This window comes from Micromonospora sp. C97, assembly GCF_018070385.1.
Lineage (GTDB): Bacteria > Actinomycetota > Actinomycetes > Mycobacteriales > Micromonosporaceae > Micromonospora > Micromonospora parva.
The window spans coordinates 53650-67610 of the sequence record NZ_JAGPXU010000015.1 but is presented as its reverse complement, the minus strand read 5'-3'; the positions used below and the strand labels follow the sequence as shown (position 1 = coordinate 67610).

Genomic DNA, 13961 nt, shown 5'->3' with positions numbered 1-13961 from the left:
CCTTCCGTTCGCGACTGCGGGGCTCCGCTTCGCTGCACTCCTCGCGCTCACCGGTCCACCTCGATTTCCAGGCCCGACGGCAGCGGCGCCACGTCGTCGCCGTACGAACTCTCCTGCGCGCGCTCGACCTCGGCCTGCTCGTAGGCGGTGACCAGGTCGACGTACCCGGGCACGGTGGCCAACAACTCGCTGTGGGTGCCCCGGGCGACCACCCGTCCCTGCTCCACGTAGATGACCTCGTCGGCGAGCGCGATGGTGGCCCGCCGGTACGCCACCACCAGGATCGACGCGGCCGGAACGCCCGCCGCCGCGGTCGACGACCGCAGCCCCGCCAGGATGGCCGCCTCCACTCGGGGATCGACAGCGCTCGTCGCGTCGTCGAGCACCAACAGGCGCGGTCGGCCGGCCAGCGCGCGGGCCAGGGTGAGCCGTTGGCGCTGACCGCCGGAGAGCGAGGTGCCCCGCTCGCCGACCATGGTGTCCAGACCGTCGGGCAGCGCGGCGACGAACCCGTCCGCCTCGGCCAGCCGCAGCGCCGCCCAGACCACCTCGTCGTCGACGCCGGGCCGGTCGAGGGCGATGTTGGCGCGGACCGTGTCGTCGAAGATGAACGGCACCTGGGCGACCAGGGCCACCGTGCCGGCCAGCGAGGCGGAGGTCAGCTCGCGCACGTCCACGCCGTCCAGGCTCACCGTGCCGGAGTCCGGGTCGACGAGCCGCACCGCCAGCGAGGCGATGGTGGACTTGCCGGCGCCGGTGGGCCCGACCAGGGCCACCGTCCGACCGGACGGCACCGTGAAGCCGACCTCGCCGAGGACCTGCGCGCCGGGCGGGTGCGCTTCGGCGGGCGGGTAGGAGTAGTGCACGTCGTGGAAGGTGAGGGTGGCCGGCGCGGTCTCGTTCGGGTCGAGCACCCGCTGCCCGTACGGCATCTCGCCGGTGGCGTCGAGCACCCGGCGGACCCGGTCCCAGCCGGCGACGCTGCGCGGCAGCTCGGCCAGCACCCAACCGATGGCCCGCACCGGAAACGCCAGCACGGTGAAGAGGAAGGCCACGCTGACCAGCTCGGTCACGCTGATCGCGCCCTGGCGCAGCCGGAACGCCCCGACCACCAGCACGGCGAGGGTGCCGAGGCTGGGCAGGGTCTCCAACAGCGGGTCGAAGATGCCGCGCAGCCGACCGACCGCGATCAACGAATCGCGCAGCTCACCGGCTCGGCCCGCGAACCGGGCGGTCTCCTGGGCCTCGCGACCCATCGTCTTGACCACCAGGGCCCCGTCGAAGCTCTCGTGGGCGATGCCGCTGACCTCGGCACGCAGCCGCTGCGCCCGGGCCTGCCGGGGTGCCATCCGGCGGGAGTAGATGACGTTGAGCGCGAACAGCGCGGGGAAGACCGCGAGGCCGACCAGGGCGAGCGCCCAGTCGGTGGCGAAGAGCGACACGATCGCGCCGACCAGCATCACCAACGTGCCGACGGCGAACGGCAGTGGCGCGATCGGGTACCAGGCCGCCTCCACGTCGGAGTTGGCGTTGGACAGCAGGGTGCCGGTGGAGTTGCGGTGGTGCCAGGACAGCGGCAGCTCCAGGTACCGACGGGTGACCCGGCGGCGGTAGGAGGCCTGGAGGCGGTACTGCATGTAGCCGGCGCCGAGCCGGCGGCCGAAGATGCCCGCGACCCGCAGCACGCTGATCCCGAACAACGCGGTCGCGGCCAGCGCCAGGGTGCCGGCGCCCACCTCGCCGCGTTCGATGGCCGGAAGCGCCACCTCACCGACGACCGACCCGACGACCCGGGCGCTGACGATGATCATCCCGCCGAAGAGCACGCTGCCGACGACCGCCACCGAGAAGATCCGCGGCTGCTCACGGATCGCCTGTCGCAGAACCCCCAGCCCTCGACTGAGAACGTCCCGACTTGTCTTGCTCGCCACGCTCTCCCCCGCCGTAAGCCGTAATTATCTCCCTCATCCTTACCGGTCAGGGCCAGCACCGCCGACCCTGACTGGATATGTCGACCGTCACGTACCGGACGGCGGTGTCCGCGGGCGGCGACCGGCGTCCGTCGGCGCGCGCCGACGGGCCACCGGGCCTACGATCGGGCCATGCCGCGGTACGCCCGAGCCGAGCGCGAGGCGCTGGCCGATCTTCTGCTGGCCCTCGGGCCGGACGCCCCGACGATCAACGAGGGCTGGGCGACCCGTGACCTCGCCGCTCATCTGGTGCTGCGGGAGCGCCGTCCGGACGCGGCGGGTGGGATCCTGCTGCCGCCGCTGCGCGGATACGCCGAGCGGGTCCGGCAGCGCCTCGCCGCACAGGGGTACCCCGAACTGGTGGCGCAGGTACGGCGCCCGCCGCTGTGGAGCCCGGTCAGCAATCCGCTGACCGACGAACTGGCCAACACGATGGAGTTCTTCATCCACCACGAGGACGTCCGACGGGCCGGCTCCGGGTGGCAGCCGCGCGATCTGCCCACCGGTTTGCAGAGCGCACTCTGGAAACGCGTGGCCCCGATGGCCCGGCTGGCCCTGCGCCGTTTTCCGGCGGACCTCCTCGTGCAGGCGCCCGGCCACGGTGAGATCTCCGTCGGTCGCGGCGGTGAGCCGCTGCGCCTGGTGGGCTCCCCGGGGGAGTTGGTGCTGTTCCTGTCCGGCCGGCAACGGGTGGCCCGGGTCCAACTGAACGGCTCGACGGAGGTGGCGGGACGACTGCGCGACGCCAGCCTGGGAATGTGACCGTCTGTACGGAAACGGTCACTGAATAGCTGTCGGATTCCCCACACCCAGCGAAGCACGCTGATACGCCCTCCCGTACGCTTCACCGCGCCGCGCCGCGCCGGGCGGCACGGAGTGGGGGCACACTGTGCGGGACTTCGCGATTTCGGCGCTGCGGGAACCGCCGTTCCCCACGGGGCGCCATGGTGCCACGGACCAAGTGGCGAGTGAGAGCATCGAGTGGGCACGCACGTTCGGGCTGGTCGATTCCGGCCAACGTGTGTACCGGCTGGAACGGGCCGACGCCGCCGGCCTGGCCGGCCGCGCCTGCCCGGACGGCTCGGTGGAGGGGCTTCGGCTGCTCACCGACCTGATCAGCTGGCTCTTCGTGATGGATGACGCCTGCGACGAGGACGGCCTCGGCGCCGACCCGGCGCGGTTGGGACCGGCGATCAGCACCCTGCTCGACGTGCTCGACCGGTGCGGTGACCCGGACGTGGCACCGCCCGCCGTCGGGCCCCTGGGTGACGCGCTGCACGACCTCTGCCGCCGGACCCGGCTGCACGATCACGCCGGGCTGCTCCTGCGGTTCGTCAGCCAGATGCGGGAGTATCTGTTGGCGCTGCTCTGGGAGGCGGGCAACCGGGAACGTCGGCGCGTGCCCGAGATGGCGGAGTACGTCCAACTGCGCCGGCACATCGGCGGTGTGCACCCCTGCCTCACCCTGACCGACCTGGCGTCGAGGCGACCCTCCGGGCCGACCCAACGCGCCGACCCGGGCCTGGCCACCCTCGACCTACTGGCGGTGGACCTGGTCTGCTGGTGCAACGACCTCTTCTCGTACGGCAAGGAGAGTCAGGCCGACCCGGACGCACACAACCTGGTCACGGTGATCGCCCAGGACAGCGAGGCGGACGAGGCGACCGCGCTGCGGAGCGCGGCGCACCGGTTCAACCAGGGTTTGGCGACGTACCTGGACGCGGAGGAGACGCTCCGCGCCACCGGCGACGACCGGCTGCGCGACGCGTTGGTGGTCCGGCGCAACTGGGTCCGGGCCACCTACGACTGGTCAGTGGTGGCTGCCCGGTACGCCTGATCGACCGTACCGGTTGGTGGGATGGGACGGCCGGACGATCACCAGGGCTAGCCGATGCATGGCGACAGGCAATACTCTTCGGTAACCATCATGACGTGACGACCGTCACGCCACCACCCCCGAAGGCGGCTACAGCGATGGCTCTCGATGTACCGTACCGCTCCATCCCGGACATGTTTCTCAAGCGCGTGGCGGCCACCCCCGACCGAAACGCGTTCGCATCCCCGAACCCCGACGACTCGGGGCCGGTCTGGCTGACCTGGGCGCAGGTCGGTCAGCGCGCCAAGGCGGTCGCCGCCGGCCTGCACGGCCTGGGCGTCGGCCAGGAGGACCCGGTCGCGATCCTCGCCAACACCCGGCTGGAGTGGGTGATCGCCGACCTCGGCATCATGTGTGCCGGCGGCGCGACCACCACCGTCTACCCGACCACCGAGCCGACCGACGCGACGTACATCATCGCCGACTCCGGTTCCAAGGTGCTGTTCGCGGAGAACCCGGCCCAGGCGGCGAAGATCGCCGGGGCGACCCTGCCCGCGCTCACCCACGTGGTGCTCCTCGACGGTGCCGCCGACCCGACCGCGGCGATCGCGCAGCTGACGCTCGCCGAGCTGGAGGAGCGCGGCGCCCAGGCGCTGGCCGCCGAACCGGATCTGATCGACATGCTGGTGGCCGGCATCGGCCCGGACCACCTGGCCACCCTGATCTACACCTCCGGCACCACCGGGCAGCCCAAGGGCGTCGAGCTGCTGCACGGCGGCTGGTGCTGGGAGGCGGTGGCGCAGGCGGACGTGGGGCTGCTACGCGACGACGACCTGCAGTACCTGTGGCTGCCGCTGGCTCACTCGTTCGGCAAGACCCTGCTCTGCGGCGCCATCCACGTCGGCCTGCCCACCTACGTCGACGGCCGGGTGGACAAGCTGGTCGACCTGCTCTCGGTCATCCGTCCGACGCTGATGTGCGGCGCTCCCCGGGTGTTCGAGAAGGTCTACAACAAGGCGGTGACCACCGCGCAGGGTGCCGGCGGCGCGAAGGCGAAGATCTTCGGCTGGGCGGTCGGCATCGGCAAGGAGAAGGTCACCCTTGAGCAGGCCGGCAAGCCGGTGCCGGCCGGGCTGAAGCTACGCTACGGGTTGGCCGAGAAGCTGGTGTTCAGCAAGCTCCAGGCCCGCCTGGGCGGCCGGATGCGGGTGCTGGTGTCCGGCGCCGCGCCCCTCAGCCCGGAGATCGCCACCTTCTTCGCCGCCGCGAACCTGCCGATCTCCGAGGGCTACGGCCTGACCGAGACCAGCGCGGGCAACTTCGTCAACCCCCCGGCCGGGCTGCGGATCGGCACCGTGGGCCGGGCGATGGGCGACCTCGAGTGCAAGATCGACACCGACGGGGAGATCCTGGTCCGTGGTCGGCCGGTGATGCGCGGCTACCACAACCTGCCGGAGGAGACCGCCGCCGCGTTCACCGAGGACGGCTTCTTCCGCACCGGTGACATCGGCACCCTCGACGAACAGGGTTACCTGCGCATCACCGACCGTAAGAAGGACCTGGTCAAGACCTCGGGCGGCAAGTACATCGCGCCGTCGCACATCGAGGGGATGTTCAAGGCCATCTGCCCGTACACCTCGCAGGCGGTCGTCGTCGGTCAGGCCCGCAACTTCTGCACGATGCTGGTCACCCTGGACCCGGACGCGATCCGCGGCTGGACCGCCGGCGGCCCCCTCGAAGGGCGCAGCTACTCCGAGATCGTCGCCTCGGCGGAGGCCCAGACGATGGTCGAGGAGTACGTCGCCCAGCTCAACGCCAAGCTCAACCGCTGGGAGACGATCAAGAAGGTGGCGATCCTGCCGCGCGATTTGACGATCGAAGACGGCGAGATCACCCCGTCCTTGAAGATCAAGCGGCGGGGCGTGGAGAGCAACTTCGCCGCCGAAATCGACAAGATGTACGCCGGCACCCTCGCCGAGCTCTGACGCCGTCGAGGGCCCCGTGCCCGGCTCCCGGCCGGCACGGGGCCCTCACAGGTGGTGGCCCCGCCACCTCGTCTGGTCCTCCTCCACGGCGAGCTGCTCCGCCAGCGCCACCTCGCGGACCCCGCGTCGGCGCTGGGCGTCGACGATCGTCTGCGCCCCCACTGCCAGCCAGGCGGCCACGGCCAGCAGGGTCAACGCGGACAGCTCGGGCAACGACCCGACCACCGGCACCAGCACGAGCAGCAGCAGGATTCCGCCGATCGTGGGCCAGCGGGGGGCGGCGAGCATTTTCCGGCCGAGCACGATGAGCGCGAGCAGATAGAGCGCGACCCCGCCGTAGAGCGCGAGCAGGTCGAAGCCCGGCAGCGGAACCCCCCAGTTCGGCGTGCTGACGTCGGCTTCGTCGTTGATCAGCCCCTTGAGTCCGAGCGCGAACAGGATGACGCCGGCGATGACCGGCAGGTGCAGGTAGGTGTAGGCGTCGCGGGCCAGGGCGGCGCGGGCGACGGGGTCGCGGGTCCGGTGCAGAGTCTGTTCCATGCCGAGCGCCAGGGTGTCGAAGTAGGCCCACCACAGCGCTGCGGCCACCGCGATGCCGAGCACTGCGGCGATCAGCGCCGGCCAGGTCAGCGGCAGGCCGGCGCTGCCGCCGGGAGCGAACCCGAGCGCGATGATGGCCTCGCCGAGGGCGATCAGGACGATCTGGCTGTGCCGCTCCGCCCAGTGCCCGGCGGAGAGCACCGTCCACCCGGTGCCGCGCAGCGCCAGCCCGGCCCCGTACTCGACGGCCAGGGCGGCGAGCCACAGCGCCAGCCGGAACACCCCCTCGGCGGTGCCGTCGAAGAGCCGCTGCGGCACCAGGGCGGCCACGACGATGAGCGACGTGGCGAGCACCACCGGCAGGGCGAGCATCCGCCAGCGTCGACGCACGTCCCGGTCCCGACGGCCCAGCCACAGGAAGATGGACGTCTCGCCGACCCGGACCAGGAAATAGCCGGCCGCGAAGACCAGCGGGCCGGGCAGCCCACCGGGGCGGTCGGTGAACGCCTTCGGCAGGCTCAGCGCCAGCACGAAGGCGGCGGCCATGGTGGCGAAGCCGACCAGCGGGACGATGCCCTGGTCGGTACGGACCAGGTTGCCCAACACGGCGAATCCCGTCCAGCACCACCAGAGCAGCGCCAGCACCACCAGGCACCGGATCAGCCCGGCAACCGTCGGATTGCCGGCGGTGACGGTGGTGACGTTCAGAAAGGCGAAGACGAAGATCAGGTCGTAGAAGAGTTCGAGGCGGGTCGCCCGGGAGCCAGGCGCGCTCCGCTGGACCCCACGCACTCCCGCGCCCTCGACCACCAGGAGAGTGTGGCAGCCGGACCAGGTCGGATGACATATTCCCGGCATAACGGTGCCGGCGGATGCCCCTGGTGTGTTCGGTGCCGGCTCAGGCGATGACGGCCGGCTCGCGCCACCGCTGACGGGCGGCACGGTCCAGGTCGTAGCGGATCGCCGCGATCCGCCCGACGGCCTCCACGAGGTCCGCTGCGGGCAGGGTGAACGGCAGCCGCAGGAAGCGCTCCAGGGTGCCGTCCAGGCCGAACCGGGGGCCGGGCGCGAGTCGTACGCCGACCTCCTCCGCGGCCCGGGCCAGCGCGCTGGAGACCGGGCCGTCCAACTCGGCCCACAGCGTCACGCCACCGCGTGGCACGGTGACCCGCCACTCGGGCAGTTGGTGCGCCAGCGCGCCGAGCAGGGCGTCTCGCTGCACGGCCAACTGGACGCGGCGGTCGGCGACGATGGCCTCGGCGTCGGCGAGCAGGTGCACCGCGACCAGTTGGTCCAGCACCGGGCTGGCCATGTCGACCCCGACCCGCACGGCGGCCAGTCGCTGCACCTGCGGCGCGGACGCCCGCACCCAGCCGATCCGCAGGCCACCCCAGTAGGGCTTGCTCATCCCCCCGATGCTGATCACCCGACTGTGCCGGTCGTAGGTGGCGACCGGGGGTGGCGGCTCGGTGCCGTCCATCGACAGGTCCACGAACGACTCGTCGATGACCAGGTCGGTGCCGACCGCGTGCGCGGCGGCGACCACGCGCTCGCGCAGCGCGGCGGGCATCAGGTGCCCGGTCGGGTTCTGGAACTCCGGAATCAGGTACGCCAGCTTCGGCCGGGTCTGCCGCAGACTGCCCAGCAGCAGGTCGGGCTCCCAGCCGGCGTCGGCGGCCAGACCGTGGGTGGTGATCCGGGCCCGCCGGCCGGCCAGCGCGGCGAGGGCGTTGGGATAGGTCGGGGACTCGACCAGCACGGTGCCGCCCGGGGCGAGGGCGAGCCGCAGCACCAGGTCCAGTGCGTGCTGGGTGCCGCTGGTGACCATGATCTGGTCGGCCGAGGTGGGCAGACCCCGGGCGCTGTACGCGTCGGCCACGGCCTCACGCAGCTCGATGATGCCGGTCGGGTGGTAGCCGGCCCCGCTCAGGTAGCGGGGCAGGTCCTCGGCGGCGGCCCGGGCGGCCGACAGCAGCTGCGGCGGGGCGGCCAGCGCCGCGACGCCGAGGTCGAGCATCTCCCGGTCGTCCAGCGGGGTCCACAGCCCGGTGCTGGCCACCCGGTGGTTGCCGGGCAGCATCGTCCAGCTGCCGGCGCCTCGGCGGCTGGCCAGGTGCCCGCTCTCGCGTAGCTGCCGGTAGGCAGCGGTGACAGTGGTCCGGCTGATCCGCAGCGCCTCGGCCAGTTCCCGTTCGGCCGGGAGGCGGACGCCCAGCGGCAGACGGCCGTCGGCGAGCAGCCCGCGCACCGAGCCGGCCAGCGCGGCGTAGTCGGGGCTGCGTCGCCGACCCGGGAGCGCATGCCACTGCCCGAGCAGACGGGCCAATTGGACACCGCGCACCTGCCCGGTCATGGCCACTCCTCGGATATTGGCTTCTTCCTCGATGAGGATTGGCACCTAGGGTGGCATGCATGGCACTGCTTGGCAATCTGCGGCACCGGCCGGTTCGACGGCTGGTCCAGCTCTACCTCGGGCTCACGCTCTACGGCGTCAGCATGGCCCTGATGATCCGCTCCGATCTGGGCCTCGACCCGTGGGACGTGTTCCACCAGGGGCTCTCCGAGCTGACCCGGCTCTCCTTCGGGACGGTCACCATCGGCGTCGGCGCGCTGGTCCTGCTGCTCTGGATCCCGCTGCGGCAGCGGCCCGGCCTCGGCACGGTCAGCAACGTCGTGGTGATCGGTCTGGTGGTGGACGCCACGGTGGCCCTGCTGCCGGAGGGTGGCCCGCGCAGTGTCCGGATCGCGATGCTGGTCAGCGGGATCGTCGCCAACGGCGCCGCCACCGCTCTGTACCTCGGCGCCCAGTTGGGCCCCGGCCCGCGCGACGGCCTGATGACCGGGTACGTGGCCCGCCGGCCCGGCCGGTCGGTCCGGCTGGTGCGCACCGTCATCGAGGTCACCGTGCTGGCGCTGGGCTGGCTGCTCGGCGGCACGGTCGGGGTGGGCACCGTCGCGTACGCGTTGGCCATCGGTCCGTTGGCCCAGTTCTTCATCCCGCTGTTCGCCGTGCCGGAAGCTCCGGCACCCGAGAGCGCCGTGCCGGAGGGCGGCACACCCGACAGCCCCGCACCGCCACCGGGCAGTCCCGCGCCGGTCACCCCCGCCGGCTGAAACCTCACCGACCGTCCGCGAACCGGTACGTGGTGGTGGTGCTGCACACCGGTTGGCGGGTGGGTGTTCCCTTCCGCGACGCGCGCCGTCATCATCTCTGCATGGGGGAGAACGGTTGGCGCTGGACGGACGCCTGGATCTTCGTGTCGCTCGTCATCGCGAGCGGCGCCGGACGGCACCGTCGGTCGGCGACAAGCCGACGACCGGAGGGCGTTCGCCTGGCCGACGTGCTCTCCACCGCCGACCACCTCAACCACGCGATCCCGCAGCGGCACGAGGTGGAGGCCGCGGTCCAGCGGCTGGTCGGCGCCGGGCTGGTCAGCGTCGCCGACGGCTGGTTCCGGATCACCGCCGAGGGTGAGACGCTCTGGCGTACCCGCCCGCGCGCGGGTGTGGCGACCATGGTGGACACCGTGCAGGGTGTGTTGACCCGCCGGCACGCGCCCGGCAGCGCCGACTGGATCCTGGACGAGGCCGACCACGCGGCGGCTGTCCAGGAGTACGCGGTCCGTTCGATCCCCACCCCGCGTCGGTCACCGGAGGGGCACTCCGGCGAGCGCTGAGCGGCTCAGCGCACCGGGTGGCCGTCGAGGCGCAGCGCGTCCTTGACCTCGGCGACGGTCAGCTCGCCGAAGTGGAAGACGCTGGCGGCGAGCACCGCGTCCGCGCCGGCGCCGATAGCGGGCGGGAAGTGGGCCACCTCACCGGCACCCCCGCTGGCCACCACCGGCACGTCCACCACCGCCCGCACCGCGGCGATCAGCTCCAGGTCGAAGCCCGCCTTGGTGCCGTCGGCGTCCATCGAGTTGAGCAGGATCTCCCCCGCGCCCAACTCGGCGCTCCGGTGTGCCCACCACACGGCGTCGATGCCGGTGCCGCGTCGACCCCCGTGCGTGGTGACCTCGAAGCCGCTGGGCGTGGCACCGGTCGACGACCGACGCACGTCGAGGGAGAGCACGAGCACCTGCCGGCCGAACCGGTCGGCGATCTCGGCGATCAGCTCCGGCCGGGCGATGGCGGCGGTGTTGACGCCGACCTTGTCCGCCCCGGCGCGCAGCAACGTGTCCACGTCGGCGACCTGCCGGACCCCACCGCCGACGGTCAGCGGGATGAACACCGACTCGGCGGTGCGGCGCACCACGTCGAGCATGGTGCCGCGGTCGCTGGAGGACGCGGTGACGTCGAGGAACGTCAACTCGTCAGCGCCGGCCCGGTCGTACGCGGCGGCCAGCTCCACCGGATCGCCGGCGTCCCGCAGGTCGAGAAAGTTGACCCCCTTGACCACCCGCCCGGCGTCCACGTCCAGACAGGGGATCACCCGTACCGCCACCGTCATGCCGCGAGCCTATCCTCCGCCCGCGGCACGGCGGTCGACCCGATCGGGTCGACCGCCGTGAACGAGGCCTCGGTCACACCTTGACGAGCATCTTGCCGAGGTTGTCGCCGCGCAGCAGGCCGAGGAACGCCGCCGGGGCGTTCTCGATGCCGTCCACGATCGTCTCGTCGTAGGACAGCGTGCCGTCGCGCAGCCAGCCCGCGACGTCGCGCACGAACGCCGGCCGGACGTCGTGGTGGTCGTTGACCAGGAAGCCGCGCAGGGTGAGCCGCTTGCCGATGACCAGCGCCAGGTTGCGCGGCGCGGGCGACGGCTCGGTGGCGTTGTACTGGGAGATCATGCCGCAGATCGCGGCTCGGCCGTGCAGGTTCATGGCCGAGATCGCGGCTTCCAGGTGGTCGCCGCCGACGTTGTCGAAGTAGACGTCGACGCCGTCCGGGGCGGCCGCGCGCAACGACTCACGGACCGGCCCGTCGTGGTAGTCGAAGGCGGCGTCGAAGCCCAGCGCCCGCAGCCGCTCGACCTTGGCCGGCGAGCCGGCGCTGCCGATCACCCGGCCGGCGCCCTTGAGCTTGGCGATCTGGCCGACCAGGCTGCCGACCGCACCGGCCGCGGCGGAGACGAAGACCGTCTCGCCGGGCTTCATCGCGGCCACCTCCAGCAGCCCGGCGTACGCGGTCAGCCCGGTCATGCCGAGCACGCTCAGGTACGCGCTGACCGGGGCGACGTCCGGGTCGACCTGACGGGCGGCGGTCGCGTCGAGCAGCGCGTACTCCCGCCAGCCGAGCCCGTGCTGGACGGTGGTCCCGACGGCGATGTCCGCCGCCTCGCTGGCCACCACCTCGCCGATCGCGGCCCCGTCGAGCGGCGCGTCGAGCGCGTACGGCGGCACGTACGACTTGACGTCGTTCATCCGTCCGCGCATGTACGGGTCGACCGACATGAACTGGTTGCGGACCACGATCTGGCCCGGTCCGGGCGTCGGGACGTCGGTCTCGACGAGCCGGAAGGTGTCTTCGGTGGGCCAGCCCTGGGGGCGGCTGGCCAGGTGGATCTCGCGGTTGCCGGTCACTGGATGGTTGTCCTCTCGTCCGCGGGTGGGGGCCTGGTGCCGCGGTGTCACGCGGGCAGGGTCTCGCGGACGGTCAGCGTGACGTCGACGTTGCCACGGGTGGCGTTGGAGTACGGGCAGACCTGGTGCGCCTGCTCGACGAGCTGCTCGGCCACCTCGCGGGACGCGGCGGGAAGGTCGACGACGAGCTGCACGGTGAGCCCGAAGCCGCCGCTGCCGTTCGGGCCGATGCCCACCTCGGCGGCGACCACGGAACCGGTCACGTCGGCCTTGGCCCGGCGGGCCACCACCCGCAGCGCGCTGTGGAAGCAGGCCGCGTAGCCGGCGGCGAAGAGCTGCTCGGGATTGGCCGCACCGCCGGCGCCGCCCATCTCCTTCGGCACGGCCAGGTCGAGCGCGACAGTGCCGTCGGAGGTCTCGACGTGGCCGTCCCGGCCGTCGCCGGTGGCGGTAGCGGACGCGGTGTAGAGAACCTGCATGGTGCTCACTGCTCCTTCTGTCGGTGGATGGTGTCGGTGACCCGGGTGAGGGTGTCGCGCAGCGCCACCAACTCGCCGAGGCCCAGCCCGGTGGCCTGAGCGATCCGCAGCGGGACGTCGCAGAGCTGCTCGCGCAGCGCCCGGCCCTGCTCGGTGAGGCCCACCTCGACCCGCCGCTCGTCGCGGGCCGACCGCCGCCGCACCACCAGGCCCGCCCCCTCCAGCCGCTTGAGCAGCGGGGAGAGCGTGCCGGAGTCCAGCCGCAGCTCGGCGCCCAACTCGGACACCGTGGGGGCGTCGTCGGGACGCTCCCAGAGCACCAGCAGCACCAGGTACTGCGGGTAGGTCAACCCGACCTCGTCGAGGATCGGCCGGTAGACGTCGGTCAGTGCGCGCGACGCGGCGTAGAGCGCGAAGCACACCTGCCGGCGCAGCACCAGGTCATCGGTCACCGTTGAAAAGTAGCCCACAATTAAGTTGTGCACAACTTATCTGTCCGTGAGCCGGCCGTCAGGCCGACCGGACGCGTACCTCAGCGATCGCCGAGGTACGCCTCCAACTCCACCTCGACCAGATGCTCCGGGTCCAGCAGACCGGCCACCACCACCAGGGTCGCCGCCGGCCGGACCGCACCGAAGACCGCGTTGTGGGCCCGACCCACCTCGTCGGCGTGCGACCGGTCCGTCACGTACATCCTCGTGCGCACCACATCGCCCGGCTCCGCACCCACCTCGGCGAGCGCGGCCAGCCCGATCCGCAGCGCCTGCGCGGTCTGCGCGGCCGGATCACCCACGTGCACCACCCGGCCGTCCACCGTCGCCGTGCACCCGGCCGTCCAGGCCCGCTCACCGGCACGGACCACCCGGGAGTAGCCGTAACGCTGCTCCCACGGGCCACCCGACCCGAGCCGGGTCGTCGTCACGCCTGCGCCAACGTCCGCAGCGCCTCGGCCACCGTGAAGGCACCCGCGTAGAGCGCCTTGCCGGCGATGACACCCTCCACCCCGACCGACTCCAGGGTCGCCAACGCCCGCAGGTCGTCCAGAGTGGACACCCCACCGGAGGCGATCACCGGCCGGTCGGTACGGGCACACACCTCGCGCAGCAGATCCAGGTTCGGCCCGCGCATGGTGCCGTCCTTGGTGATGTCGGTGACCACGTACCGGCTCGCGCCCGCCTTGTCCAACCGCTCCAGCACCTCGTACAGGTCACCGCCGTCGCGGGTCCAACCCCGCGCCGACAGGGTGTGACCCCGCACGTCCAGCCCGATGGCCACCCGGTCGCCGTACTCCGCCACCACCCGGTCACACCAGACCGGATCCTCCAACGCGGCGGTCCCGATGTTCACCCGGGCCGCCCCGGTGCCCAGCGCCGCGCGCAGCGACTCGTCGTCCCGGATGCCACCGGAGAGCTCCACCTTCACGTCCAACTGGCGCACCACCTCCGCCAGCAGGTGCGCGTTGGTGCCCCGACCGAACGCCGCGTCCAGGTCGACCAGGTGGATCCACTCCGCGCCGTCCCGCTGCCAGGCCAGCGCGGACTCCAACGGGTCACCGTAGACGCTCTCGCTTCCGAGGGCGCCCTGCACGAGCCGGACGGCCCGGCCGTCAGCGACATCGACGGCGGGTAACAGGGTGAGGCTCACGGTCT

The 13961-nt window shown here is 72.3% G+C and carries 14 protein-coding genes; 5 read left to right on the top strand and 9 right to left on the bottom strand.

Features of this window, described 5'->3' with window-relative positions; translation table 11 throughout:
• Nucleotides 1–47: 47 nt before the first annotated feature.
• A complete protein-coding gene (locus KBX26_RS20265; protein WP_030334448.1) occupies nt 48–1931 on the bottom strand; it encodes an ABC transporter ATP-binding protein in 1884 nt (627 codons plus the stop codon).
• Nucleotides 1932–2102: 171 nt separating this feature from the next.
• On the opposite strand from KBX26_RS20265, the gene KBX26_RS20260 reads away from it, so the two are divergent.
• The 3 genes from KBX26_RS20260 to KBX26_RS20250 all read left to right on the top strand — a co-directional run bounded on the left by KBX26_RS20260 (nt 2103) and on the right by KBX26_RS20250 (nt 5771).
• Nucleotides 2103–2732 (top strand): TIGR03085 family metal-binding protein, encoded by a 630-nt coding sequence (locus KBX26_RS20260; RefSeq protein WP_030334450.1) that lies wholly within the window; start codon nt 2103–2105, stop codon nt 2730–2732.
• A gap of 199 nt (nt 2733–2931) precedes the next feature.
• Nucleotides 2932–3807, top strand: a complete 876-nt coding sequence (locus KBX26_RS20255; RefSeq protein WP_307857866.1) for a terpene synthase — start codon at nt 2932–2934, stop codon at nt 3805–3807.
• A gap of 137 nt (nt 3808–3944) precedes the next feature.
• Nucleotides 3945–5771, top strand: a complete 1827-nt coding sequence (locus KBX26_RS20250) for a long-chain fatty acid--CoA ligase (RefSeq protein WP_210866160.1) — start codon at nt 3945–3947, stop codon at nt 5769–5771.
• 45 nt (nt 5772–5816) lie between these two features.
• Here the strand turns inward: KBX26_RS20250 and KBX26_RS20245 are convergent, their stop codons facing one another.
• The gene (locus KBX26_RS20245; RefSeq protein ID WP_374224317.1) at nt 5817–7253 is read right to left on the bottom strand and encodes a low temperature requirement protein A; all 1437 of its coding nucleotides are present in this window, start codon (nt 7251–7253) and stop codon (nt 5817–5819) included.
• Complete coding sequence (locus KBX26_RS20240; RefSeq protein ID WP_030334455.1) at nt 7210–8664, bottom strand: PLP-dependent aminotransferase family protein; 1455 nt, start codon at nt 8662–8664, stop codon at nt 7210–7212. The genes KBX26_RS20245 and KBX26_RS20240 overlap by 44 nt, the downstream gene beginning before the upstream one ends.
• A 59-nt stretch (nt 8665–8723) precedes the next feature.
• Here KBX26_RS20240 and KBX26_RS20235 point away from each other — a divergent pair, with 59 nt between their 5' ends.
• The gene (locus tag KBX26_RS20235; RefSeq protein WP_030334456.1) at nt 8724–9425 is read left to right on the top strand and encodes a YitT family protein; all 702 of its coding nucleotides are present in this window, start codon (nt 8724–8726) and stop codon (nt 9423–9425) included.
• Between the two features lie 101 nt (nt 9426–9526).
• Nucleotides 9527–9988 carry a hypothetical protein gene (locus KBX26_RS20230; protein ID WP_030334457.1) on the top strand — a complete coding sequence of 154 codons (462 nt, stop codon included), beginning with the start codon at nt 9527–9529 and terminating at the stop codon, nt 9986–9988.
• 5 nt (nt 9989–9993) lie between these two features.
• Here the strand turns inward: KBX26_RS20230 and hisF are convergent, their stop codons facing one another.
• The 6 genes from hisF to priA all read right to left on the bottom strand — a co-directional run bounded on the left by hisF (nt 9994) and on the right by priA (nt 13956).
• The gene (hisF, locus tag KBX26_RS20225; RefSeq protein WP_030334459.1) at nt 9994–10761 is read right to left on the bottom strand and encodes an imidazole glycerol phosphate synthase subunit HisF; all 768 of its coding nucleotides are present in this window, start codon (nt 10759–10761) and stop codon (nt 9994–9996) included.
• 73 nt (nt 10762–10834) lie between these two features.
• A complete protein-coding gene (locus tag KBX26_RS20220; RefSeq protein WP_210860671.1) occupies nt 10835–11833 on the bottom strand; it encodes an NADP-dependent oxidoreductase in 999 nt (332 codons plus the stop codon).
• A gap of 47 nt (nt 11834–11880) precedes the next feature.
• A complete protein-coding gene (locus tag KBX26_RS20215) occupies nt 11881–12312 on the bottom strand; it encodes an organic hydroperoxide resistance protein (protein ID WP_030334464.1) in 432 nt (143 codons plus the stop codon).
• A 5-nt stretch (nt 12313–12317) separates the two neighbouring features.
• Entirely contained in the window at nt 12318–12764 is a 447-nt protein-coding gene (locus KBX26_RS20210) for a MarR family winged helix-turn-helix transcriptional regulator (RefSeq protein ID WP_030334465.1), read from the bottom strand.
• Between the two features lie 80 nt (nt 12765–12844).
• The gene (locus KBX26_RS20205; RefSeq protein WP_030334468.1) at nt 12845–13234 is read right to left on the bottom strand and encodes a RidA family protein; all 390 of its coding nucleotides are present in this window, start codon (nt 13232–13234) and stop codon (nt 12845–12847) included.
• Nucleotides 13231–13956, bottom strand: a complete 726-nt coding sequence (gene priA / locus KBX26_RS20200; protein ID WP_030334470.1) for a bifunctional 1-(5-phosphoribosyl)-5-((5-phosphoribosylamino)methylideneamino)imidazole-4-carboxamide isomerase/phosphoribosylanthranilate isomerase PriA — start codon at nt 13954–13956, stop codon at nt 13231–13233. Before priA ends, KBX26_RS20205 begins: the two co-directional genes overlap by 4 nt.
• Nucleotides 13957–13961: the final 5 nt, after the last annotated feature.

What these genes read in the sequence shown, in the direction of transcription:
- KBX26_RS20260 (WP_030334450.1), top strand. Translation starts at nt 2,103, where the DNA reads ATGCCGCGGTACGCCCGAGCCGAGCGCGAGGCGCTGGCCGATCTTCTG.
- KBX26_RS20250 (WP_210866160.1), top strand. Translation starts at nt 3,945, where the DNA reads ATGGCTCTCGATGTACCGTACCGCTCCATCCCGGACATGTTTCTCAAG.
- KBX26_RS20240 (WP_030334455.1), bottom strand. Translation starts at nt 8,664, where the DNA reads ATGACCGGGCAGGTGCGCGGTGTCCAATTGGCCCGTCTGCTCGGGCAG.
- KBX26_RS20235 (WP_030334456.1), top strand. Translation starts at nt 8,724, where the DNA reads ATGGCACTGCTTGGCAATCTGCGGCACCGGCCGGTTCGACGGCTGGTC.
- KBX26_RS20230 (WP_030334457.1), top strand. Translation starts at nt 9,527, where the DNA reads ATGGGGGAGAACGGTTGGCGCTGGACGGACGCCTGGATCTTCGTGTCG.
- hisF (WP_030334459.1), bottom strand. Translation starts at nt 10,761, where the DNA reads ATGACGGTGGCGGTACGGGTGATCCCCTGTCTGGACGTGGACGCCGGG.
- KBX26_RS20215 (WP_030334464.1), bottom strand. Translation starts at nt 12,312, where the DNA reads ATGCAGGTTCTCTACACCGCGTCCGCTACCGCCACCGGCGACGGCCGG.